Source organism: Paenibacillus anseongensis (assembly GCF_009757995.1).
In the GTDB taxonomy this organism is placed as follows: Bacteria; Bacillota; Bacilli; order Paenibacillales; family NBRC-103111; genus Paenibacillus_E; species Paenibacillus_E chondroitinus.
Map to the genome: position 1 here is coordinate 115,280 of NZ_WSEM01000016.1, position 24,028 is coordinate 139,307.

General features: G+C 44.9%; 22 protein-coding genes. 3 read left to right on the forward strand and 19 right to left on the reverse strand.

The window, feature by feature from the left end:
- Positions 1-308: 308 nt before the first annotated feature.
- From GON05_RS16790 to poxB, 8 genes are all read right to left on the reverse strand, one after another.
- Entirely contained in the window at positions 309-503 is a 195-nt protein-coding gene (locus GON05_RS16790) for a GNAT family N-acetyltransferase (RefSeq protein WP_181646109.1), read from the reverse strand.
- 646 nt (positions 504-1,149) lie between these two features.
- Entirely contained in the window at positions 1,150-1,332 is a 183-nt protein-coding gene (locus GON05_RS40095; protein WP_181646186.1) for a DUF3732 domain-containing protein, read from the reverse strand.
- Positions 1,329-1,454: a DUF3732 domain-containing protein gene (locus tag GON05_RS40100; RefSeq protein ID WP_157320152.1), complete on the reverse strand. Its 126-nt coding sequence runs from the start codon at positions 1,452-1,454 to the stop codon at positions 1,329-1,331. The genes GON05_RS40095 and GON05_RS40100 overlap by 4 nt, the downstream gene beginning before the upstream one ends.
- Positions 1,455-1,569: 115 nt before the next feature.
- Positions 1,570-3,480 (reverse strand): beta-N-acetylhexosaminidase, encoded by a 1,911-nt coding sequence (locus GON05_RS16805; protein ID WP_157320153.1) that lies wholly within the window; start codon positions 3,478-3,480, stop codon positions 1,570-1,572.
- Positions 3,481-4,398: 918 nt separating this feature from the next.
- The gene (locus tag GON05_RS16810) at positions 4,399-4,899 is read right to left on the reverse strand and encodes a DinB family protein (RefSeq protein ID WP_157320154.1); all 501 of its coding nucleotides are present in this window, start codon (positions 4,897-4,899) and stop codon (positions 4,399-4,401) included.
- Positions 4,900-5,069: 170 nt separating this feature from the next.
- Positions 5,070-5,585 carry a GrpB family protein gene (locus tag GON05_RS16815; RefSeq protein WP_157320155.1) on the reverse strand — a complete coding sequence of 172 codons (516 nt, stop codon included), beginning with the start codon at positions 5,583-5,585 and terminating at the stop codon, positions 5,070-5,072.
- 88 nt (positions 5,586-5,673) lie between these two features.
- A complete protein-coding gene (locus GON05_RS16820) occupies positions 5,674-6,111 on the reverse strand; it encodes a GNAT family N-acetyltransferase (protein WP_157320156.1) in 438 nt (145 codons plus the stop codon).
- A gap of 362 nt (positions 6,112-6,473) precedes the next feature.
- The gene (gene poxB / locus GON05_RS16825) at positions 6,474-8,195 is read right to left on the reverse strand and encodes a ubiquinone-dependent pyruvate dehydrogenase (RefSeq protein WP_157320157.1); all 1,722 of its coding nucleotides are present in this window, start codon (positions 8,193-8,195) and stop codon (positions 6,474-6,476) included.
- Positions 8,196-8,639: 444 nt separating this feature from the next.
- Between poxB and gpmA the strand changes: the two genes are divergently transcribed.
- The gene (gpmA, locus tag GON05_RS16830) at positions 8,640-9,413 is read left to right on the forward strand and encodes a 2,3-diphosphoglycerate-dependent phosphoglycerate mutase (protein ID WP_157320158.1); all 774 of its coding nucleotides are present in this window, start codon (positions 8,640-8,642) and stop codon (positions 9,411-9,413) included.
- A gap of 211 nt (positions 9,414-9,624) precedes the next feature.
- Here gpmA and GON05_RS16835 read toward each other — a convergent pair whose 3' ends face one another.
- Positions 9,625-9,870: a hypothetical protein gene (locus GON05_RS16835; RefSeq protein WP_157320159.1), complete on the reverse strand. Its 246-nt coding sequence runs from the start codon at positions 9,868-9,870 to the stop codon at positions 9,625-9,627.
- A 467-nt stretch (positions 9,871-10,337) separates the two neighbouring features.
- Between GON05_RS16835 and GON05_RS16840 the strand changes: the two genes are divergently transcribed.
- Positions 10,338-11,522 carry an alpha/beta fold hydrolase gene (locus GON05_RS16840; protein ID WP_220138822.1) on the forward strand — a complete coding sequence of 395 codons (1,185 nt, stop codon included), beginning with the start codon at positions 10,338-10,340 and terminating at the stop codon, positions 11,520-11,522.
- A 368-nt stretch (positions 11,523-11,890) separates the two neighbouring features.
- Here GON05_RS16840 and GON05_RS16845 read toward each other — a convergent pair whose 3' ends face one another.
- The 10 genes from GON05_RS16845 to GON05_RS16885 form a co-directional block, all read right to left on the reverse strand.
- A complete protein-coding gene (locus GON05_RS16845; protein WP_157320160.1) occupies positions 11,891-12,481 on the reverse strand; it encodes a P-loop nucleotide/nucleoside kinase family protein in 591 nt (196 codons plus the stop codon).
- A 129-nt stretch (positions 12,482-12,610) separates the two neighbouring features.
- Positions 12,611-13,384 carry a response regulator transcription factor gene (locus GON05_RS16850; RefSeq protein WP_157320161.1) on the reverse strand — a complete coding sequence of 258 codons (774 nt, stop codon included), beginning with the start codon at positions 13,382-13,384 and terminating at the stop codon, positions 12,611-12,613.
- Positions 13,381-15,126, reverse strand: a complete 1,746-nt coding sequence (locus GON05_RS16855) for a sensor histidine kinase (RefSeq protein ID WP_181646110.1) — start codon at positions 15,124-15,126, stop codon at positions 13,381-13,383. The genes GON05_RS16850 and GON05_RS16855 overlap by 4 nt, the downstream gene beginning before the upstream one ends.
- Positions 15,127-15,229: 103 nt before the next feature.
- Positions 15,230-16,783 (reverse strand): type 2 periplasmic-binding domain-containing protein, encoded by a 1,554-nt coding sequence (locus GON05_RS16860; RefSeq protein ID WP_157320162.1) that lies wholly within the window; start codon positions 16,781-16,783, stop codon positions 15,230-15,232.
- Positions 16,780-19,242, reverse strand: coding sequence for a glycoside hydrolase family 2 TIM barrel-domain containing protein (locus tag GON05_RS16865; RefSeq protein ID WP_157320163.1), 2,463 nt, complete (start codon positions 19,240-19,242; stop codon positions 16,780-16,782). Before GON05_RS16865 ends, GON05_RS16860 begins: the two co-directional genes overlap by 4 nt.
- A gap of 44 nt (positions 19,243-19,286) precedes the next feature.
- Entirely contained in the window at positions 19,287-19,457 is a 171-nt protein-coding gene (locus GON05_RS39350) for a hypothetical protein (RefSeq protein WP_246239216.1), read from the reverse strand.
- Positions 19,458-19,461: 4 nt separating this feature from the next.
- A complete protein-coding gene (locus GON05_RS39355; RefSeq protein ID WP_246239218.1) occupies positions 19,462-19,710 on the reverse strand; it encodes a hypothetical protein in 249 nt (82 codons plus the stop codon).
- 110 nt (positions 19,711-19,820) lie between these two features.
- On the reverse strand, positions 19,821-20,669 hold the full coding sequence (locus GON05_RS16875; protein ID WP_157322145.1) for a carbohydrate ABC transporter permease: 849 nt from the start codon (positions 20,667-20,669) through the stop codon (positions 19,821-19,823).
- Positions 20,670-20,719: 50 nt separating this feature from the next.
- Positions 20,720-21,694, reverse strand: coding sequence for an ABC transporter permease (locus tag GON05_RS16880; RefSeq protein WP_157320165.1), 975 nt, complete (start codon positions 21,692-21,694; stop codon positions 20,720-20,722).
- Between the two features lie 586 nt (positions 21,695-22,280).
- The gene (locus GON05_RS16885) at positions 22,281-22,739 is read right to left on the reverse strand and encodes a MarR family winged helix-turn-helix transcriptional regulator (protein WP_157320167.1); all 459 of its coding nucleotides are present in this window, start codon (positions 22,737-22,739) and stop codon (positions 22,281-22,283) included.
- Positions 22,740-22,876: 137 nt separating this feature from the next.
- On the opposite strand from GON05_RS16885, the gene GON05_RS16890 reads away from it, so the two are divergent.
- Entirely contained in the window at positions 22,877-23,764 is an 888-nt protein-coding gene (locus GON05_RS16890) for an SDR family NAD(P)-dependent oxidoreductase (RefSeq protein ID WP_157320169.1), read from the forward strand.
- Positions 23,765-24,028: the final 264 nt, after the last annotated feature.

Below are 24,028 nucleotides of genomic sequence, written 5' to 3' on the forward strand. Positions count from 1 at the left end.
TTCTACTTCCTGTCAAAACCATTATATAATACTTGATATTATTTCCAATAAGCTGATTATACTAATATTTTTTTGGGGTTTCGCAGATTTCGGAGTATTTCACCAATTATCGACCCTGACGGAGGCTTTTGACGTTCGCATGCCTTTTCGAAAGCCTCAAAATCTGCGCCAAATAGAAGATATGCTATATGGTATCATTCACGATTTTTTGTCAACATTATATCTTTCAACTAATGTGTCCCGTTAGCCAGCGAGGCCACCGATAGAAAAATACGGCAGCTTCGCTTGTAGCTTATTGAACTCTGGTATTATGGAACCGGAATTTCTTTTTCCATAATAAAATCATCCATTACGAATCCATTCCCGATATCCGCAATTTGTTCTCGCACAGTCCTGAAGCCCTTTTTCTCGTATACCGCAATACTGGATTCGTTATTTCGATTGACTGTAAACCAAATTGAGTTTAGGTTACGGCCTTTGTATAGCATTTCTAGAAATACCATCGCTTGGCTGTCCCCAATGCTCCTTGCCTATATAAAACTTGCTCAGGAAGAGTATCTCCTCTTCTTGTCTAACTGACATATATCAGACCGCGGAAAAGCCATCGTGTTGGATTAAATTATATTCAATAGTTCTTTCTTTTTATTTTATATAGTCAACCTGCTTACATATTGAATCAACGTATTTACTAAGTTCTTTATTATACTTTGTTGGATTATCAAAAACTCTCATATACCAACGCCTTCGACAGTTCAAGGGCAACTTCTACTGTATACTTTGCAGACATGCTACAATCTCTTCTTTCAAATGTATCTATATAGATACGAAAAACTGCTGCAAAAAAAATTTCGATTTGGTGAGGAAATGTCCAAAATATCTGTTAGACGTAGCACATTAATTTACAGCACTAATCTATTCGGACGATAAGAACTTAATCTATTCCCGCGGCCCGCATCATTTCAAAAATTCAAAAAGACACACCGTCTTTTAATTGGACGATGTGTCTTTTTGAAAATAAAGTTTTAATAGTCAACTTGATTAATAGTTGGTCGCAGTATGCTCTCCGAGATTGCCGATAGTATAAAAAACAACTTTAGACGGAGCAATATTCCTCCCTATGACCCGATTAGATTCTTGCTCTCAACTACCTTATGTATACCACTCTTCAGGAATTAACTTTTTCCCATTTCTCCATTCAACTACTTCATTAACATTTTCAATATCACCGTATATATCAGCATCTGCATGGTCTAGAATAATACATTGCCAATCACCATTGGTAGACTTAACTGACTCGACTAATGTTTTAAATATACTTTTTACTGCAGTTATATCTTAAATCCCGGATCAACTATTTCGTTATCCGCTTCTTGTTTCTTTACTTTAGGGAAATATACCTGGCTTGGTTGATCAAAAACGACAAAACTAGGAACACACGACTGTTTAAGCTTCAAAAAAAATAAAGCCCCTTAAGGGCTTTGTAGAAAATTATGGGCAACGGTGAAACACGCAATTTAAACAAAACATCGCAATACCCTCCGTAGCTTCTGAAGGCTCTTGCCGACTTCCTTAGAAAGGATTCAAAACATGGAAGAAGACATTTGGCGATGCCATCCGGTAATAATAGCTGCACCAGCCCACCCCTTTATTGGTGAACCTGTTGGTGGTGCTGTATAACAAACGCTCCTCTTCCAGCTCTTCGACTCGTCCAATCCGGCCCTCAACATATTCAAGAAGCCTAAAGGAAGCTGTCTCCAATCGATTGATGACACCGCCGTAGCGAATATCGATAACTTCCCATCCGAACGGCTTAAACATACTCAGCCACTGCGTTCGATGGGCACTTCGCAGCTCCCGCACAGCTTCCCCGATCGCAGGCAGCACATTTGTTGCGATGTGTTTCAGCGTCTCCCAATCCTTAGCATCGTATGCCCGCTTCAACTCGATGCCAATTTCGCTTTTTTGCCTAAGCACCCCACATAGCTTCTCCGGTACTTCAAACAAATAATCGAGCGCGGCATTGTCATCGCGGCGGCTGCGAATGTTCTGCTCCACTTTCGCATAATGCGCCGACATGTCGAGTCCCTCAATTTGCTTGTCAAACATCCCGAGCAGCACATCCTGATACAATAGAAACTTCGAAGGATTGCTCTGCTTCCGATTGTCCGGCTCGGATCCAGGCGTCTCGTCTAAATATTTGAGCTGCAGGTATACATCAGCTTCAATGCCTGTACAGAATTTAACCCGCTCTGAGATTCGCGCCCAATCTGGTTTTTCCTCCGAGTATGCGTGTTCAGCATAAAGCTGTAAGCCTAACAAAGCGATGAACGGATTGCTCTCCATCCCATCGTCACCCCACATGGTTGCGTACACCTCGCGAATACCCTCTTTTTTGCAAACTTGAAGTGCGGTATCCGAAGCATTCAGGGACAAGCCGTAGTTTACACCGAACGTATTAAATACCCACACAGCGCCAGCGAATACCAAATTACAACCGAGCGGACGGTGTTTGGCGATCAAGCTCTCATATTCATCTCGTTCCGTATGGACGTAATCCCAATACACCAAATCCACATCTTTGGGGATGCGGCGAGCCATTTCCTCCGAAATTTGAGTATCTTCATTGTAATAGTCACCGCCGCCCTCGGAAGCAAGCTTCAAGAACATATCGCTCCACATCATAGGCTTCAAGCCGCGCCCTTGTGCAACCTTCAGTACTTTCTCCAAATGCGTCGTCATAATATCAAATCGGCTCGCGAATCCATTCAAATCCAAATATTTTCCGCGCCCGAGCTCCTCCGCCTCATCCATACCAATATGAATTTTGCGACTGCGAAATGGCGCACTGGCAGCCTCAATCATCTGCTCCACCAATAGATCCGTCTTTTCTTCCCCTACCAACAGCGCACCTTTCGTATCCTTATAATGCTTCACAGGCTCCCATTTGAGGAACTCCTCTAGATGCGCGAGTGTCTGAATACTCGGAAATGCCTCGATACCAAATTGATCCGCGTAGTCATCGATCTCTTTTAATTCCGCCTGCGAATACCGGCCCCGCATATATCCGAAATAAGGCTCACCGCTAATTTCATACGTATCCTCCATATATAACATGACGGTGTTCAACCCCATCAAGGCCATCTTATTCAGCATGAATTTAAAGCTGTCCAAAGTCAAAATTGCATTGCGGGACAAATCGAACATCGGTCCGATCGTATCAAACTGTTGTTTTTCCTGGAGTTGAAATGCTTCTCCACAGCGGCCGTGCTGTACGAGAAGACCAAGTCCACGGAAAAACTGGTGCTTTAGCCCATAACGTATATAAGCCTTCCCTTGCTCAAGCCCTACCTCCAAATCGCCCGCGGATGGTTCCACTTGTACAATAACCCCATCTTCCTCTACGGTAATATGTAGCTCTTGTAACAATAGCTGAATTCCCGCTTGCAAATCGGTAGTATCCCCTTTAAAGCGCAACTTCATCTGCATGTCCTCCTTCACCCTTTGACTGCTCCAGCGGTCATTCCTTTCATGTTCTAGCTCCTGAAACAGTAGGAAAACGATGATGGCTGGCAGTATTGCAATCGCAAGCGCCGCCATCGTAAGCCTCGTAATCGGTCATATATCATATCGCAACAGTTGAGAATCATAAGCTTTTTACTGTCTCGCTCGCTATGTTCTTAGTATAAGGGCGATGATTAGAAGGCGATACGGGAGAGACTTCGGTACAAGGGGGGGACATTGATCAGTTTTTCCTACCCGTTGGAATTCGGAATGCGTGAGCGAGGCAATAAATGACAATGTCAACCTCAGGCCACTACGACTTTTTCCCATATTAGGTTTATTATGCCCCACCTCAAAGGTTGTTTTTAATAAATTACACGATTACCAATATTGTAATTTTCGTTATTCCGACCGTTAGTTTTACAAAGGCTGCAAACGACAAAATACCATGTAGAATTCGATTGCTTAACGTACTTTTAAAAATATATAGTAATCCGAATTAAGAGACACTAATGTGTATAGTATTATGAAAAATAACCCTCGAGAATGCATCGTTCAATTACCTCGGGGAACATATCATCATTATGTCTATCAATGGAAAGCAATACAACTTCTTGTCTTTTGGAAAAGACAAGAAGTTGTATCCATAAAATAAAAAAACCGTGTCATACGCGGCTGATAATTGATATATGTTTTTGTCCTCTAACATACCGTAAATAAAATGAACATTTTCAACCACTGATTTTTTTATCACTTCTGGAGTAAGATTCGTTGTGTATCCTACTCGAAAAATATCTTTCGAAGCTGGATTATTAAAGCCATTACTCATCGTTTTCCTTGAACTGTTCAATCAAGTCGCTTAAGTCAAAAATAAAAAAGAGCAACTCCTGCAAAAAATTACCACTGTAGTCGCCCTTTTCTCATTTTAGCAATGTACACTATTTGCCCTGTGTGACCTGGTAAATGTCTAAATTGGTGCAGAATCATTTCGAGTACAGTAGCTTGGTTGTCAACACCACTACTCGTTAATGGTGGCAAGTTCAGATAAGGTTGTTCAAGTAATGTTTTTGGCGTAGCTTTTACCGTTTCCAAGACCTCAATGATACGGTCAAAAGACTTGCCAATAAGTTCTATGGCCTGACCTCTTGTCATTTTTAGTTCGCGTTGAAATTCCTTATCCCTGTCCCTTGTATCTGGAATATTAAAGAATACTGTTTCAATTCGTTGATGAACTGTACCCCATATATGGGCAACTAAGTTGGCAACGCTATTACTTTCTGGTGTAGGTGCCCATATAATATCTTCGTCTGATAATTGTTCAATCACTTGAAGCATGCCATTCTTTTCTGAATTATATTTCTTCAAGAGAAAGTCAATCAGTAACAAATCAATTTCCACTTAGCGAACATCTCCTTGTACCTCTTCATCTTTTTGATTGAATTTCTTCCCTACACATTTGCCCAATCCCTTTAATTGTAACTAAAGAATTCTGCAAGTTACTTTAACGAAACCAGAGAGCAGCTGCCGCGTGGCGGGCTGCTCCCTGCTCATTACCCTATCGTGTCCCGTTAATTGAATCCTAAGTTCTTTAAAATAGCATTAATAAAATCCGTTTTTGCATGAGAATAAGTAATTTTATCGGTATAATGAGTACTCGAAAGTTTTTCCTTTAGAGCTTGGTATGCATTCAATGCCTCGCTGTCGTTCTGTAAAAAATCCCGAAATGCGAGTTGCTTTTTCATATATAAATTGTTTGTTTGAAACATGTGTATCTGATGAGTTCTGGGCTCTCCTTTGCTAAAGTAATACCTTTCTGGCAGTATATTTGTTCCTTTATATTCATAACCAAGTCGTTCCAATCCCTCAACACATTGAATACCGAGTTGATAATCATTCAGTTCGATTGCAATATCTATTACTGGTTTGGCCGACAAGCTCTTTACAGCTGTACTCCCAATATGGTGAACTGCTAGGACAAGTTCACCAAGTTCAAATTTAATCTTTTCACTTTCATTCCTAAATTCTGTTACCCACTCATTCGTCCAAGGAACAAGATAAACTTCCCTTTTCGGTAGACCAAGCATCTGCCTCATCCTCCTAAAGATTAATTGAATCAATTATAGCAGATATTGGAAGTATTCTGCCCTTTAGTTGAGCAAAGGCAAATAGAGTTTATAATTCTTTTGCCATTACGATACTCGTTTCTTCATAGCCTAACTTTTCATATAAACCACGAGCAATTTGGTTATGGGCAAAGACATGAAGTCCTATACTCTTGATGCCAATTTCTCTTCCCAACTTTTCTATATCTTCCATCGCTTGCTTGCCAAAACCTTGACCTCGGTAATCCTCCCTAATTTTTATATCGTAAATAAACCCTTTATTGTTTGGTTTGACTGCAAACCAAATCATTCCAACCTCTTGGCCGTTAGAACGAATTGTAAACAATTTGTTATCAGTGGTTTTCTCGCCATCAGGCAAAAGGTGTGCATATTGTTCTGTTGCCTTACTAATAGAATCCTGTTCGTTCCAATTACCAGATTGCACGTTGCTTTTTGCATAGCTCGTAATAGCAGAATTAAGGTAGTCCTGAAATTCAGTCGAATTCATTAAATCTAATGTAATGATTATTCTCCCTCTCTGAAAATAAAATGAATAAGTTATATCATATTTCCTTTTGAAAATATCCAATATGGGCTCTTAACTCTACAATCTATATTAGCATATATTGGAAGTATTCTGCCCTTTAGTTTAACGGACTGCCGATTGCTCAAAGTTCTCTACCTCATTAATTGGACATAGGCACCAAATCGAATAAATACCGATACATACTAGAGATATTTGCGATGTAACTGGCTGTAATTCTATTTGTATTAACGTAAGCGTAATAGCCCTCATCTGGCAATCAGATGGGGGCTATTTTAAACTTGCGACTAAGGCAGCAGTTGCAGGAGTCCAAGTACTCCTATTTATTACCGAAGGAGATTGGTTTTCGCCAGTTCGATGACTTCGTTGCCTTGCCCGTTCAAAACGGCTTTCAGCATCCACATCGTAAATCCGCGAGCCTGCTCGAGGTTGATTTTCGGCGGCATTGCCAGCTCCTGACGATTGACGACGACGTCTAACACTACCGGACCGCTGTGTTTGAGCGTTCGGCGAACGGCGCTTTCCAAGTCATTCGGATCCTCGACGCGAATTCCTTCGATTCCCATGGCTTGAGCAAGTGCCGCAAAGTTTGGATTGTCGAGTTCCGTTCCGAATTCTAAAAAGCCAGCTGCTTTCATTTCCAATTCCACGAATGCAAGCGCGCCATTATTAAAGACAACGATCTTGATCGGGAGCTTTTGCTGACGAAGAGTCAATAGATCTCCGAGCAGCATCGTGAGTCCCCCGTCCCCAGACAGCGATATGACCTGGCGTCCCGGTTGCGCAACCTGCGCCCCAATCGCCTGGGGCATGGCGTTCGCCATTGTCCCGTGGTTAAACGAGCCAAGTAGCCTTCTTTTTCCATTCATGCTCATGTATCGGGCAGCCCACACAGTCGGCGTCCCAACATCGCAAGTAAAAATGGCATCCTCATCTGCGAGATCGCTGATTACCTTCATGAGGAATTGTGGATGAATAGGAGCTCGACCAGGAGCTGCAAGGTTGTCCAGTTCCTCGCGGACTTTGGCATAATGTTCTGCAAAGTGCTGCAGGTGATCAGGGGAGTGCGGTTCCATTAATAGGGGTAACAGCATTTCGACCGTCGTCTTTATGTCTCCGCACACCCCGTATGCGAGCGGCGTTCGCCGGCCTAGTCGGGAGGGATCCAAATCAACCTGAAGGATGGTCGCTTCTTGCGGATAAAATTGCCGGTATGGAAAATCGGTACCCAGCATGAGTAAGACATCGCATTCCATCATGGCGTGGTATCCTGATGAATATCCGATGAGGCCGGTTAATCCGACGGAATACGGGTTGTCATATTCCAGATATTCTTTTCCTCGCAGCGCTATGACCATCGGGGATTGCAGTTTCTCGCACAGCTTCATGAGCGAAGCATGAGCTCCCGAGCAGCCAGCACCGCACAGCAAGGTGATCCTCTTGCCTTTATCTAAGTAGTCGGCAAGCGTCTTCAATTCGTCTGTAGAAGGGCAGACAATTGGCCGGGTGGAATGGATGACGCTTTCTGGAACCGGGCTTTCGTCGTATTCGAAAGCGGCTACATCACCAGGAAGAACTAAGACAGACACTCCCGACCTTGCCGTCGCGGTTTGCATCGCCATCGTAACCGCTCGAGGTATTTGCCTCGGTCCGGTTACGACTTCACAAAAGAAGCTGCATTCCTGAAACAACATGTCCGGACGTGTCTCTTGAAAAAAGCCGCTGCCAATTTCACTGCTCGGAATATGAGCGGCAATCGCAAGTACTGGCACCCGGTTTCGATGGCAATCGTACAAACCGTTAATGAGATGTAAATTACCAGGTCCGCTGCTACCCGCACAAACGGCGATTCCTCCGCTGAGGGTGGCATCCGCGCCAGCCGCGAACGCTGCAACCTCTTCGTGGCGGACATGGATCCATTCTATTTTTCCGGAACGACGGATCGCATCGAGCAAGGCATTAAGCGAATCGCCGATAATGCCGTAAATTCGCTTTACGCCGGCGTTCAGAAGGGATTCCACGATGGAATCAGCTATCGTTCTTTTCAAGGGAATCTCTCCTTATTGTTTTTTTATTATTTTGCCATAATATGAGCAGTATATTCTTGATTTCACTACGATCGGGTTTGTTGGGCTCTAATCTTAAATTAAGTAGTCACATTTCGGTAATTTCATTCCTAATTTGTGTCGTATACATACAATGTGCCCATATTTGTGTCGTTTGCTCGCAGCACAAATGCCTTACTTTTGAGACCTAAGATAACTATATTGATTGATGAGCACACCTTCTGAACGTTCGTTCGTAGCCAGGAAACGGCAACAAGAATCTTAATTATAATAGTTCTAATAAAATCTTCCATATCCACTCGCACTAACTCTCGGAAGTAGACGCTATTACTATATACTGACCATTTTTATGGTCATTTGCTTTCGCCTAAGCTGACAACTATGATTGAGTTGGGCCAACTTATCCTTATACAAGGAGAATTCCGCATGATCAAAGTAGTAATGATCCGCCACGGACAGAGCGAATGGAATCTCGAGAACCGATTTACGGGCTGGACAGATGTGGATTTGTCTCCGAACGGTCTCGAAGAAGCAAGACAAGCCGGAATCATCCTGAGAAAGCAGGGTTACGTCTTCGACGCAGCGCATACATCGGTTCTGAAGCGTGCGATTCGAACGATGTGGATCATTCTTCAAGAAATGGATTTGACGTGGATTCCAGAATTCAAAAGCTGGATGCTGAACGAGCGGCATTACGGCGCCCTGCAAGGATTGAACAAAGCCGAGACGGCCGAGAAATACGGAGAAGAGCAAGTTCACTTGTGGCGCAGGTCCGTCGACGTTCGCCCACCTGCATTGAATCAAAACGATGCCCGATACGAAGCGTCCGCGCCACGCTACCGGGTTTTAAAAGAAGGGGAATTTCCGTTAACGGAAAATCTCGATGATACGGAGCGCAGAGTGTTAAAGTACTGGGAGGAGATAATCGCCCCCGCTCTCACGTCCGGCAAGCACATTCTCATTGCGGCTCACGGCAATACGTTGCGGGCGTTGGTGAAGCATCTGGATCGAGTTCCTGCCGACGGGATCGCCGATCTGAACATACCGACCGGCATCCCGCTCGTGTACGAATTGAATGAGCAATTGTTCCCGATCCGGCATTATTTCTTGGGCATTGACGGCGAGATGCAGGAAGGAACGATTCCTTCCCATATGCCCCCCACTATTAATGTCGGGCAATCACCGCTTCCGTCGGAGTGAGAGGCGCATTCGGAGAAGTGGCCTTGATCGCGTCCATTCAGCACGTCGCGATCGACAGCGGTTATAATCAAGGCGCGGAAAATATATAACTTGCCCTTGCTTATAGTACGTTTCCCTGCGTATGATTTTAATCTATCCCGCCCGTTAGTTGAGAAAACGGCAGTCCTTATGCGGCTGCCGTTTCTTCGTGTTAATTGAGCTCTTGTTTGCATTAGTTTAAAGATGAGGCAAAATGAATCAAAAAGTCCCAACCTTCTCTTGAAATCATTGCTTCTAATATCTGACAATAATCAAACAACTTTTCAACAATAGCTTTATTCATTAAATCAGTATACTGATACTTGGTTCCAAATGGCTCAGGATAGATTCGATATGCTAACCATTTCATTTCCATATTTGCACCTCTAAGAGTTTCATCAAATAAGTTATTCGGCGATTTACAAATATTCTCTTCCACTATCCTCCCTCTAGTTCAACGAAAAAGCAGCCGATCATTCTGGCCGGCTGCCGCGGAATTCGTATCGAACTAACGTTCTCCGTTAGCGGAATGATGTAGATTGTTGAGAAGGCCATCTTTAGCGGGATGGCATTAACATCATGGAATACGCACTATCGTCTCGTATTTGAACACGATTTCATATGAATTGCTATCGATTGAAACGATTTTTTGATTCAGATCTTTCTGGGATCAGGGCTGCACATCATCTCCGTTAAATTGTTTGGTATGACACTTACAAGTACCTCCTGATTTCATGTCGAAAAACGGACAATGTTTGTGTCGTCCGACATCGGTTGTTGACAAGGTACGTGTCTTGCATGGCATCCCTGATATTTCTACCTCCATTGGGCAATATAAGGAAGCGACGGACACCGTGAATAGAATGCGTGCCCGCAGTCTCACTCAACACCTTGGAGGTTATCCTTTTGGCTATTCTGCATTCGGGCTACTTATTCGGCGTGCTTTGCAGCACGCTGCTTTTTGCGTCCACGTTATCAGGACAAGTATCCGCTCATACGGTCACTCAGACTTTGCGGGAAAATGGCGTATCCATGCCAAGCGCGTCTAGGGATAGACAAGCTGTCAGTGGCGCCGTACAAGCGGATGCTTGTTTTAAAAATTATAAGTTTCGCAGTGGTGAAACACTTGAACGCCTGCGAATCCATTACGCGACTCTGGGAACGCCGCACCGCAATGCAAAAGGCGACATCGATAATGCTGTTCTCGTACTTCATTGGACCGACGCTGACAGCCGTGCCCTTCTCGCACCGAGTTTCATGAAGGCGCTGTACAATCCGGGAAGGCCACTCGATACCCAGCGTTACTATCTGATCTTCGTCGATAACGTCGGGCACGGGCAATCAAGCAAGCCGAGCGATGGTCTTAAAGCTGGCTTCCCCAACTATAGTTACGGCGACCTTGTCGATCTGCAGCATAAGCTCGTCACCGAAACCCTGGGCATCAAGCGACTCCACGCCATCCTCGGCATGTCGATGGGCGGCATGAACGCTTGGCAGTGGGCTGAAGCCTATCCTGACGCTATGGATGGGGTAATGCCTGTAGTGTCTCTCCCAATCAAAGTGTCGGGCCGTAATCTATTATGGCGGCATATTGTGACCGACGCAATTCGCTCCGATCCGGAGTGGAAAGGTGGTAACTATATAGATCCGCCATGCGGTTGGCTGCAGAGTTATGCGGTGCTGCGGATGATGATCGACAGTGTCGTCCATCTACAAGAGACCTTGCCAGACGGGCCTGTGACGGACGAGTTTATCAAAAAGACCCACAAACAAGCAGCGCAGATCGATGCCAACGATATATTGTATTCGCTGAAATCGTCCGCCGACTACGATCCGGAGCCGGGCCTCTCTAAGATCAAAACGAAGCTGTTTGCGCTCAATTTCTCGGACGACGAGTTCAACCCCGAAGAACTCCATGTTCTTGAACGCCTCGTCCCCAAGATCAAGAACGGCCGGTACGTCGTGCAGCCCGGAACTTCGATATCGCGGGGACACTTGACGATGGCGCAGCCAGAACTGTGGGCACAGCATGTCGCCGCATTCATGCGATGGATTGGCGATGCACCTCCAAGCGGAGCCAGGGTGAACTGAAACCCGGAAAAAGAACCACCCGGGCCTGTAATGCAGCCGGGCGGATGGTCGGAAATGCCCAACAGGAACTAATCGTCAAAAAAGCGCTGGAGCCAAAAGCTCAAGCGACTTTTTTGTTTCCGCGCTAGCTATAGAGTTATCCTTTTACCTGTTATATGACCGTGGTTATCCAGGTTATCTAAGATATCTAGAAAATTCTCTGAAGGGTAAACATTGTTTGTCCGGAGTTGCAGCGGCCACGCCGGGCGAAGCCGTTCCCGAGTAACATCTCCATCTTAAACACGACCCGCAGAGACCACATGCGGTTACTGTCCGATGTTCCAACTGTCAATATAATTTAAATTTGGTCAAATTAGAATTTTACGTAATTAAAATGAAAGCCGAGCATCCACAAAGATGCCGCCGGCTTCTTTTTTTGTCGGTTGACAAGAACTTGATCCCTGTATCCGAAATCTGGAGTTTTTTATGATTTCTTCAGCAAGTTCATTCGGCTTCTTACTATCGGTGTCCAGTAGGTATGACTCATTAACCGGTGAAGCCATCAACTTGTTACGAAGGAACAGTGAGCGGTGGATATATTGCGCATCTCCTCGCTGATGGAGTCGAGTGGTAAGGGTATCCGGTTCCGCGTGCAGCACAACATAGAAAAGCGTTACATCGAAATCCGTTAGTTGATCTAAGAACCATTGAAGTTCATCTTCGACGACGAAATCGATAACCACGTCTAACTCGTTCAGGAGAAAATTCCGCGTCACCGCAGCGATATTTAGCCATGCCAGTCGGAGTCGTTTCTCCCAGGGCGGTTCGGTCTCCCCTCGGTAGACATGGAGAAGGAGATCACCTTCAATCAAGACACATTGGTTCATCGCACTAACAAGAGTCTTGGAGACGGTTGATTTCCCTACACCAAGTGGACCAGAGATAAGATAGACGGTTACTGATTTTTTGGTTATATGCATATAATCTCCTCCCCCATATTTTACCCGTTCGTAACGAAGCTGCCTTTCCATGCCGGCAGTCTTTCAGTATTAATTTGTTCAACTCTCGTGTCCCGTTAGCTCGACGGGCAACGGCAGCCAATGGTGTGATTACACATGCATATCTAGCAAGTCTAGCCCGCTGGCTGCACCGTCATCATCGGCAGTCCCCTCTGCATCGTCATCATCGCGGTAGGCGCCCGGCGTAATGCCCGTGTACTTCTTGAACACCTTGGTGAAATAATGCTTGTTCTCAAACCCGACCATCTTTCCGATAGCGTTCACGGATAGCCGGCGCTGCAACCTGAGCAGCTTCTGAGCTTCCTTGATGCGGAATGCGTTCAAATAATTAACAAACGTGTCGCCCGTCACTTTTTTGAACAGGCTACTAATGTAGTTAGGATGGAGATCCATCAATTCGGCGAGATGGTCCAATGACAGATCGTTACTATAATGGGTTTTGGTATAAGCCATAATGCGTTTCGCATGCCCTGAGCACTCCGGATCGGCTTCGGAGGGAAGCTCCTGCTCGAAACGTGCTAATAGAGCAGTAATCTCATCCTTGTCGATCGGCTTTAGCAGATAATCCACCACTCCTGCCCGGAGCGCTTTCCTGACATATTCAAATTCATTGTAGCCCGTCAGAATAATAAACCGGTCGCATAAACCGCTTTCCCTAGCCGTCTCTATTAGTTCGAATCCATTTTTCACTGGCATATGAAGATCTGTAACGGTCACATCCGGCATGTAGACTTTCATAAGATCTAGTGCCTCAAAAGCGTTATTAGCCTTAAATATCTCTGTTCCGAGTGGAGCCACTTCACCGATAATTTTGACCAATCCTTTAAGAATCAACGGCTCATCATCAACAATTAACACTCTCATATTCGACCTATACCTCCCGTTGTTATGATGATACTCAGGCATGTTCCTACGTCCGATTCACTGTCAATAAGCATTTGTGAAGAGCCTCCGAAAAACGATTTAATCCGTTCACTGACATTGAACAGCCCTATACCTCCCTCATTCTCCGCGTCGGCTCTGTTGTCATCCCCCATTGCTAACCGGGAGCGTATTGCCTCCAACTTCTCCTCCTGGATGCCTGAACCACTGTCCGTAATGGAGATGTGGATTTCGTCTCCATTCGCCCAGACTTGGATTTTAATATGGAAAGGTCGAAGTATTGCGGACGCGCCATGAACGATGCAATTCTCGACTAAGGGCTGGAGTATGAATCTTGGACAGGCAATCTGCTCCGCATCTACAGAGACGTTGACCTCATAGGTCAACCTGTCCTGAAGACGCATCTTGTGAATGTTCAAATAGAAGATAACCGTCTCAATTTCGTTAGCCAGGAAGGTCCGATCCCCTTCCGAGGATAGGCTGTAGCGCATTAGCTTGCCGAACCAGAACGAAATATCCGCGACCTCCTTGTCATCATTTGACTCTGCCAACATCCGGATTGTCTCAAGGGTGTTATAGAGAAAGTGTGGTTTGATCTGCGCCTGAAGTACTTTATAAGCCGCTTCTTTATTCCGCAACTCGGACCGGTGGATGTTGTTAATCAGTTCATCCATACGCCGGATCATTGAATTATAGGTTGATGTCAGAATTTCTATTTCATCAAGACGGTTTGGCTTGGCTTTTTTGCTGATAAACTGCTTCAAGTTGTCATCGTCCAGATTGCGCATATGTCTTACAAGGAGCAGAATACGTTTGGTAATTTTCGATGCGAGCGCATAATAAACAAATGACAAAGCAGCTAGCAGCGCGATGATTGTAAAGACCAGGAAGATCTCCTTTCGCTTGATAGTTCGAAACACATCGTCTATTTTACCGGTCACGACGATGCGAACTTTTAGCTCCTGCATGTACAACTGATTCACAATTGTTTTTTTGTTGATGAAATAGGGCTGGGTATCATTGGAACCAAGCAGCTTCCATGTTGCCATATCTATTCCTGCTGGGGCGACTTCTCTAGACGGTACTCCGTGCTCGGGAAGCAGCAAGGCTTGCCAATTGTCTCTTCCCCCCGCCGCTTCGTAAAATTTACGTATTAAACCGCTTCCAACATGCAGCTCAAGAAGTCCAATTTTCTCGGTGAAATCAGAATTGTAAATGTTCTGATAGAATATGAGCGAAGGAGCTGCTGCCCCCCGATCGGATATTATCCAAACCCCTTGACCGGGCTTCAGCTTACGCGCGACCTCCATACCTTGAGAATCCAGAGTAGATATATCCAACAACCGGTCAGTAATCGGAAGCGCCCGCTGTTTAGTTTTATAGATCTGAAGCTTCTCAATATCTGGATTATTAGACAGCGATTGCGTAATAATCGGACTGATATTACGGTTATAGGCATAGATACTATCTGAATCTGATTCATATACGCCGTCCAGGTAATCTGTAACATAAGGGTTATTTTGCAGAATACGTTGGATGGAATCGATGCGGGTCAGATCCATCTTCATATTGGCATAGGCTTGCTCCAATATTTTCTGACGGCTTTGAACGAACTGATTGGTCAAATTTCCGTAAATTTGCGAGTAATAGTAATAACCGAACACGACAACTGGAATAAAAATTAGAATGATATACCCCAAAGTGATTTTACGAACGATGCTCACGGTGACGAATCCTCCTGAATCCCGGATTGTTTTCCTCTAAAGGTACCATGAACTGGCAAAATCCGGTAGAGGCATGACGCCTCCTCTACCGGATGTCCTTGGTTTACTTGAACAAACCTTTCTTTTTCTCATAGGTCGTATTAGCCCAATCCACTAGCTTCTGCAACCCCATATTCTCTGCATTCTTAACCATGTTGTTGTATTTCGCCACTGCTTCCTCTTCAGATTTGGCGAGGTAAATCGTGACCTTTTCATTTTTAATCATCTCGTCGATTTTGGTCTTTATCGTTTTCTCCTCGGAATCCGGTTGGGTCTGAATCAGCCCGAGCTGCGGTTTGTAGATGGTAATCGCCTTCGTCTCCATCAGCGCCTGCGTCTTCTGCTTACCCGGTACATATCCTCTCAAGCCTTCCATGACTCCGTCGTTGTACAGCACCCACCAGCCAATGCCGTTGGCATTCATGAAGTCTTGATCAGACGAATCGTACTTCAGATCCGGATGTCCCTCTTGGTTCCACGTCCAATGCTCCCCTTCCACCCCGAACATGGTCAGCTTCCGTCCCTCGTCGCTGGCCAGGTATTGGAGAAGCTTGATCGACGCCTCCGGGTCTTTATTCTTCTTGGTGACAAAGGTGCCTGCGAAGCCCAGCCCCGTACTCACCTTTCTGGCTTCCTTCGTCAAGGCACTCGGCAGCATCTTGAAGGCGAACGTGCCATTGTTTTTCTTGATGGCGCTGTTGTCCGTATCCGCAGTGCCTACCGTGTGACTATGGGCGAATGCTTTACCGCTTGTCGCATACTGTTCGTCAATCTGATCATTGGCAAATGCAAAGTTCTCAGCCAGAATATATCCATTGCGGTACAAGCTGTTCATGAATTTGAAGAACTCCAGCATTTGCGGCTGTCTGATGTAATAATCCACTTTTCCTTTATTTTCATACCAATTGTCGAACAGAGCTTCGGCGCCGAACTGCTGGAGGAAATAGACCTCAATCCAGTTCTTGTCCATGACAAGCGGCACCATGTCGGGGTTCTTCTCTTTGACCATACCCAGCACTTTCACGAAGTCGTCCAGCGTTTTGATTGGCGGATTACCCAACTCCTTCAGGATGTCTTCCCGTACCGCGATCCCGGGATTGCCATCCCCGCCGACCGCATATTTATTCTGGGCCATTTCCTCCTGAGTGGCGAAAGCATTGCGAACTGTATAGAAGTTGCCGTCATCCATCGTATTGATTGCAATTCTTGTCGGATCCAGTTTGAATTCCGGCGCATATTGCTTGATCAAATCATTCCACGGATACGACAGCTTGGAATCCGACATGCGGCTCACATTGCTGGAGGTGAGCACCAGATCTGGCAAATCGCCCGAAGCGATCATCAGTGGGAGCTGCTTATCATCTGTGGCTACGGTTACATTCAGCTTAATGCCTGTTTTCTCAGTGATTTTCTCGGCGATCGGACCTTTCCATTCTTTGGTCGCCCACCAAGGAAAATCAATGAACAAGGACAACTCCTTCACGCCTCCGGTCGTTGAAGCCGTTGCCTCCTGTTTGGCGTCTTTGCTGCTGCCTTCACCACAGGCAGACAGCAGCCCCAGGGCCAAGGTTACCACCAGTGTTGCCGCAAGTGTCTTATAGCTTTTTGTCTTTTTCAATTTAATCCCTCCGTATATTTATTTACAGGAATCTCAAGACTAACAGGCTCCAGCCCATCAACGCTGACTGTCAGTGTGGAGAACCCTATCTCATATCCTGCACGTACAATTGCCAGCAGTCTGCCCTTGAAAGAAGTAAATTGGCCTTTCGTATAATTTTCGGTCGTCCGTGGTCGGCCGGTACCGAAAGCAGCCAGAGTAGCCACACCCTCTACCCGAGCAGTTGACAAAAGGGATGCTTCCGGCACGCAATTGCCGGCTGCGTCAATAATTTCAACAACCGCATAACAGAGCGACTGTCCATCTGCGACAAGCTCCTTCTTCTCCGGAATAATCCGGATGCCCGCAGCCTCCCCAGTGGAATGAAGCACATCGCTTGAACCTTTTATGCCCTTTACATAACTCACCGCTTCCAATGTTCCGGGCATAAATGAAAGAACAAACCGTGCCTTGAAGCGGTTCCCCTTGCCTGCGGGTTGCCTTCCCAAGCTTATACCGTTCAGAATCAGTTCAACTTCCTCCGCCGCCGAGTAGACATCCACAGTAGCTGGTTCTCCTTCATACCCGTTCCAGCTCCATGCATGTTCGCAGTCCGTCCAGCCCCACCCACTCAGCAACTCGGTTTTGCCGTAGTTTTCAGGACGGTGTGAGGCGATGAAGGTTTCGTCAGAGCCCCATACAATCCGCCGATAGGCAAGCTGGGGGCGTGCAAATCCGCACAGATCGAAATCCGCATCATAAGACAGACGCCAAGGGTACGGGGATTCATGCAATTTTTTTCGTTGCTCATCCGCCTTGTCCGGTTCCGTATATAAGCTTTTGCCCAGACCGGCTTCCCCGATATAATCAAAGCTGGTCCAATTAAAATCGCCTATAATATAAGGATGCCGCTCCACGCCTTCCCAATATTTATCCATATCTCTGGCTATGCTCTCGCTCGAACAAATGACTCTGTTCGGATAGGTGCTAGCAGCATCATCAAATTGGTGAATCAGATAATTATAACCGACAATATCCAGTGGAGCGCAGAAGGCTTCTGTATATTTACCCCATACCTGTTTGCCGAACTCCGTATCAAAGTTGACGAAGCCCGCTGACTCTTTGGGCGGATTCTTCAGATCGTCATAAAACCGCTCCTGATCCTCATCCTCCAACCCACTGAAGAACGTGCATACTGCGTTGGTAACCGGGCGGGTCGGGTCTAGTTTCCTTACCCATGCCGCCAACTGGGCAGCCCACTCATATCCGCCGGACAACCCCCCTCGCTCGTTGACTTCATTGCCTGTCGACCACATGATAATACTAGGGTGATTGCGATCCCTTAACATAAATGCCTCTATATCGGACTTCCAGTTTTCTTCAAAATATAAACTGTAATCATGCGGTTTCTTCTCCATCGTCCACATATCGAATGCTTCATTTATAACGAGTAGACCTAGCCGGTCACAGGCATCCAGCATATCCCTTGATGGAGGATTATGGGCACAGCGAATTGCATTATACCCATTGTCCTTATGCAGTTTCATTTTACGGTACTCACTGTCCCTGTAGGAAGCAGCTCCGAGAATCCCTTGATCATGGTGCACACAGCCGCCTTTCAGTTTGACGGTACGTCCATTCAGCATTAAACCGTTCTTCACGTCTACTGAGAGGGTACGGATACCAAATAGAGTCCTGTCACTGTCTAAGAGCCTCTCGCGTCCGTTCAAGCAGGCGGTAATCCGGTACAGCACTGGGGAATCGATATCCCATAACTCGGCGTTATCTACGGCAACCGTCACCCTGCCTACAGCTTTCCCCGCTGCAGGTACATAGACTTGCACTCTGCCGCTTCCCGCTTCAAGCCCGCCCGATTCCTTCTCCAACTTGAGATTCACCAACACATTAGCAGGGGTATCCGAATGATTCTCCACTGTCGTTTCAACAATGACGAAAGCTGTGCCATTGACGATATGCGAGGTATGGGCGTATATCCCCCAAGGGACGATATGAAGATTCGGGCTGGTTAGCAGATCAACGTGACGGTATAAGCCTGAACCTGTATACCAGCGGGAGTTAGGCTGTGCGGCGTTATTCACGGTAACCGCAAGCCGGTTTGCCCGACCCGGTCTGATATAGGGGGTGAGATCGGCATGGAATGGCGTATATCCATAATGATGCTTGGCTACTGTATGTCCGTTTAGCACAACAGTGGTATTCATAAAAGCTCCGTCGAATTCGACCAGAATTTTCTTTCCTTCAGCCTCTTTTGGTATGTCCAGCATCTTAGTGTAGGTTCCGATACCTCCAACGTAATAGCCTGTGGCACTCCCACCGGGCGCGTCCGCCCAGGTGTCCGTTTCAATCGTGAAGTCATGCGGCAGATGAACGATCCTCGCTTGTTCGGCTTCCTTGCGATGAATGTGATCCGGTTTCCCATTTTCAAACTCCCAGTTTCGATCCAGGTTTATTCTAAGCAATTCATATCTCTCCTTGCTTCGTTATTATTTGATCTGACGCCGCTTTAAGTTATGTTTACTCGAACAAATTCTTCTTCTTCTGATACAGTCGTCGCCCAATCCACGAGCTTCTGCAACCCCATATTTTCTGCATTGATAATCATGTTGTTGTAATTCGCCAGTGCTTGCTCTTCCGATTTGGCAAGATAAATTTTGACCTTCTCGTTTTTAACCATCTCGTCAATCTTCGTCTTGATCGTTTAAGCCGATTTCTGGCTTATAGACAGTGATCGCTTTCCTTTCAATTAAGGCCAGTGTCTTCTGTTGGCCCGGAACATAAGACAACATACCTTCCGTAATCCCATCGTTGTTCAGGTACCACCACTTGATGCAGTTGGCGTTAATAAAGTCCGCATCAGAAGGATTGTATTTCAGATCCGGATACCCTTCATTGTTCCATGTCCAATGTTCTCCTTCGACTCCGAACATCGTCAATTTCTTACCTTCATCACTTGCTAATAATTGAAGGAATTTGATCGAGACTGCTTGTAGCCTCTAAATTTCTTCAAGCTAATCGCTTTAATATTGAAGCTTCATGCTCAACCCTTCACAGAACCAAGCATAATACCAGACACGAAATACTTCTGCAGGAATGGGTACACACAGATGATTGGCACGATAGAAACTATCATCGCTGTTACCTGTAACGAGAAGCTTGTAACGCCTGCCGAAGCACTGTTGGCTGCAGCAATCGCATCCATTGGAGCGTTGCTCTTGTTAATGACTTCCATCATGCGGAATGCAAGTGTCCGTATGTTCTCCGATTGGACGAAATAAGCGGAGTCCAGCCAGGAATTCCACTGACCAACCCCCATAAATAACCCCATTGTAGCAAGCAGCGGAGTTGAGACCGGCAGGATAATTCGGAAGAATATGACGAATTCGCCAGCGCCGTCAATATGGGCAGATTCCTTTAACTCGCCGGGAATTTCCCTGAAGAACGAGATTGCAATGAGCAAGAAGAACGTGCTAAGCATCGAAGGAATGATATAAACCCCAAATGAATTAAGTAGACCAATCGATCGCAGTACCACGTAATAAGGGATTAAGCCGCCAGAGAAATACATTGCAAAAATGATGACTGTAAAATACACTTTGCTGAACAGGAGGTCGCGGTGCGAAAGCCCGTAAGCCACCAAGCTTGTCAGCAGTAGTCCCAGTGCTGTACCCAAAAGTGTCCTTGCAATTGTAACCAAGAAAGCACGGAACCATTTAGGATCTTCCATAAACATTCTATAATTCTCCAGAGTAAAGCTTCTTGGCCAGAGATAGACGCCGCCCAGAAGGGAGTCTGATCCTTTGTTAAATGAGGCAATCAGGACATAATAGAACGGGTAAAACATGGTGAGCATGATGATGAAGAGGATGGCATAAATAAAGCTATCCATAAGTAAATCCTTCTGTCTTTGAGTCTTGCACACGGCTCTTCCTCCTTTCTCTAGAATATACTTGAGCCTGACATTCGCTTCGCAATAAAGTTGCTAGAAAAAATTAGTATTACTGAGATGACTGACTGAATTAAATCAATAGCTGCTGCATAAGAGAACCGACCGTCTCTCAGCCCCACCTTAAACGCGTAGGTCTGCACAATTTCCGAAGTCGAATTGTTGATGCTATTACCATACAAGTATGCTTGCTCGAAGTTGGAGCCAACCAACCCGCCTCCTAGAATACTTCCGATCGTCAACACCAACACCACTACGATAGTTCCCTTCATTCCCGGCAATGTGATATGACGAATGCGAGCAAATCTTCCTGCCCCGTCAATCTCGGCCGCCTCGTAAAGCGATGGATTAATACCGGTAATGGCTGCTAAGAAAATAATCGTCCACCAGCCCATTTCCTTCCAGATAGCGCTTCCAACTGAAAGCCCCCAAAAATAGTTCGGACTTGTTAGAATATTTAGAGGCTCTTTGATTAAGCCGAGGCTCATCAAGGCTTTGTTGATTACACCTACGTCTGCGGACAGAAATGCGTAGGAAACCCCCACAACCACAACCCAAGAAATAAAATGCGGGAGATAGCTGACCGTTTGAACGAACCGTTTAAAGGCCATGTTTTTCACTTCGTTCAACATAATAGCGAGCAGAATCGGCGCTGGGAAAGCGAAGATAACCTTCAGTAAGCACATGATCAGTGTATTGCGGACAATTTTGCCGAACTGATAATCATGTATAAATTCATCAAAATACTTCAGCCCTACCCATTCACTTGTAAAAATCCCCTTGATGCCGCTTGAAATGCTGTAGTCTTTAAACGCCATCAGGATCCCGAACATCGGCGTGTACGAGAAAATCACTAGGAACACCATACCGAGTCCGACAAATAAATGAAGCATCTTTTGTTTTTTAAACCGCTTCCATAATCGGCTACTACCGGCCTGTGGGCTGATAGACTGCGTCTCCAGTTGCATATGCACCCCTCCTATATATTTAGTGTACTCTCTCGCACACCGCCAGCGTAAGCCAACATTCCTAAGAAAACGTTGTCATTTTTTAATATCCAAGAGTCTATTGTGAGAGCATAATTCAATGTGAAAACCCAAAAGGAGCTGCGTCACGCAGCTCCTACTTTTTTTCATACTAATTAATCATACTAATGTTTTGGATCGATTTCCTGATTTGTTCCATCTTCGTTATAATGCAATTCGGTATATTTCACGCAACGCTTGTGGTTAACGCCTCCTGACAACCCACATTTTAGAACCTGGGTCTTTTGCTAACCTAAAAGCGAAATTAACCAATAGCGTGAAAATAAGTATACAGAATCCTATTAAACTCAAATATGGTCTAATCTTATATGATGTCATAGTATTTCCCCTCTTTGATACTTTTCCATATTTGAGGTATTCGTCAAGTAATTTAACTATCCTCTCGTTAGCATAGAAAAGGCAGTCGATCATCATGGACGGCTGCCTCGCTACTTTTATTCAACTATAATTCTCAGTTCAGTAGAATTCCGCTGTAGTAAAACTCTTAGATTTGACTTCATCCCCTCAATTATAAACCATTGAAGCCATTAAAATGCTTCAGCATACTAATAAACTCTTGTAGTTCTACATCTCCCCAGTTTGAAAGTCGTTCGTAATATACGGACTCTTTTTCATTAAGGGCTTCAATTACTTGTTGTTTCCCCTTCTCAGTAAGGGACAACATTACTCCTCGACCATCATTCGGAGAAACCTCTCTAGTTACGTAGCCAAGTAACTGAAGTTGTTTAATAAGACGGCTGACAGAACTACGATCCATTGCAGTAGAATCTGCTAACTTGGCAGCATTGGTTGGACCATATGAATATAACCACCTGACAATATGGAAAGCCGCCGGTTGTATGGAGGAATCGAACTTCGTAGCAGCCCTAACGTTTAATGCGTGTACAGCACTAATTAGTGCATTAAGCTGATTTCCTAATTCAACTTCCAGCCCTTTCCTCGATGTACGCCCGTTATTTTTTTCCATCTTTTTATCACCTTTCTTAAAATGGAACAGCACCAAACTTTAATTGACATATATCAATTAAATCAATATGATGGACATATGTCAATTAATTAGAATTTTAAGATCCTACAAATTGTAGCACAAAAGGAGACCTTAGAATGTCCCAAAGAAAAACAATTGTTATTACGGGAGCAACTAGTGGGCTTGGACAACTTGCCGCTATAGAATTAGGAAAGCGTGGATTCGACCTTATTTTAACAGCCAGAAGTAAAGAACGTGCAAATTTAACAATGCAACTGATTAAGGAGAATGACCCGCAAACAAAGGTTGATTTCTTTTATGGTGACTTATCGATATTAAAGGATGTTCAGCGCATAGGGAGCGAAATTGCCCAGTTCTGTCCCAAAATTGATGTTTTGTTGAATAATGCGGGCATTCATGCTTTCAAACCACGTATTACTTCAGAGGGACTTCCTGAAATGATTGCCATAAATTATTTGGCACCTTGGCTTTTAACAAATTCCTTACTTTCTTCTCTCCAATCCGCAGGTGCTTCCAGAGTCGTAAATGTCGCCTCTGAGGCATCCCGGCGACACGGAATATTAAAATTACCAGAAGATTTAACAGATACAAGTCCATTCTCTTCTCGGGGCTCATCACTTATTTATGGAAAAACAAAGTTATTGAACATTATGTTTACTTCCGAACTTTCACGAAGGGTATCAGGAACAGGAATTAGCGTAAACGCACTTAATCCAGGTTTTAATGTAACTAGTCTAGGAAGAGAATTATGGTTTGCGCCCACATTAGAACGAATTTTGAAAGCTTTGCAAATTGGCGATCCCCAACGAGGAACCAAAATTATTATAGAACTAGTTGTGGACCCAAAATTTCAAAAGTTAACTGGCGGGTATTTTAACGTTGGTACCGGCAATTTAATCGAACCAGTTCTACCTGGGGGAGACCAGAAATTGCAAAAAAAACTTTGGGAGACAACAGAAAAACTAATAGATAAACATTTACATGCTTCTAGCCAAATTAAATAAAACCGATAGACATTTAACGGCTTTCATCCAACGAACAGGATAAAGTACAAAAACGACAGCCAAGTAGCTGCCGTTTTTGTACTTTATGCTATTAATGTTTTTGTTTTATTTTATTGTCTTACATAATTATTGCGCAGTCTTAATAAATAAGCGTACGGCATTTGACGAATTCTCGTAAGTGCTGCCGGCTGAGGCAAGCTGCTCCTGTATTTTAACAAACATGTTCTACAGTAGCTTAATACCTCATTTGATTTAGGTTTTGAG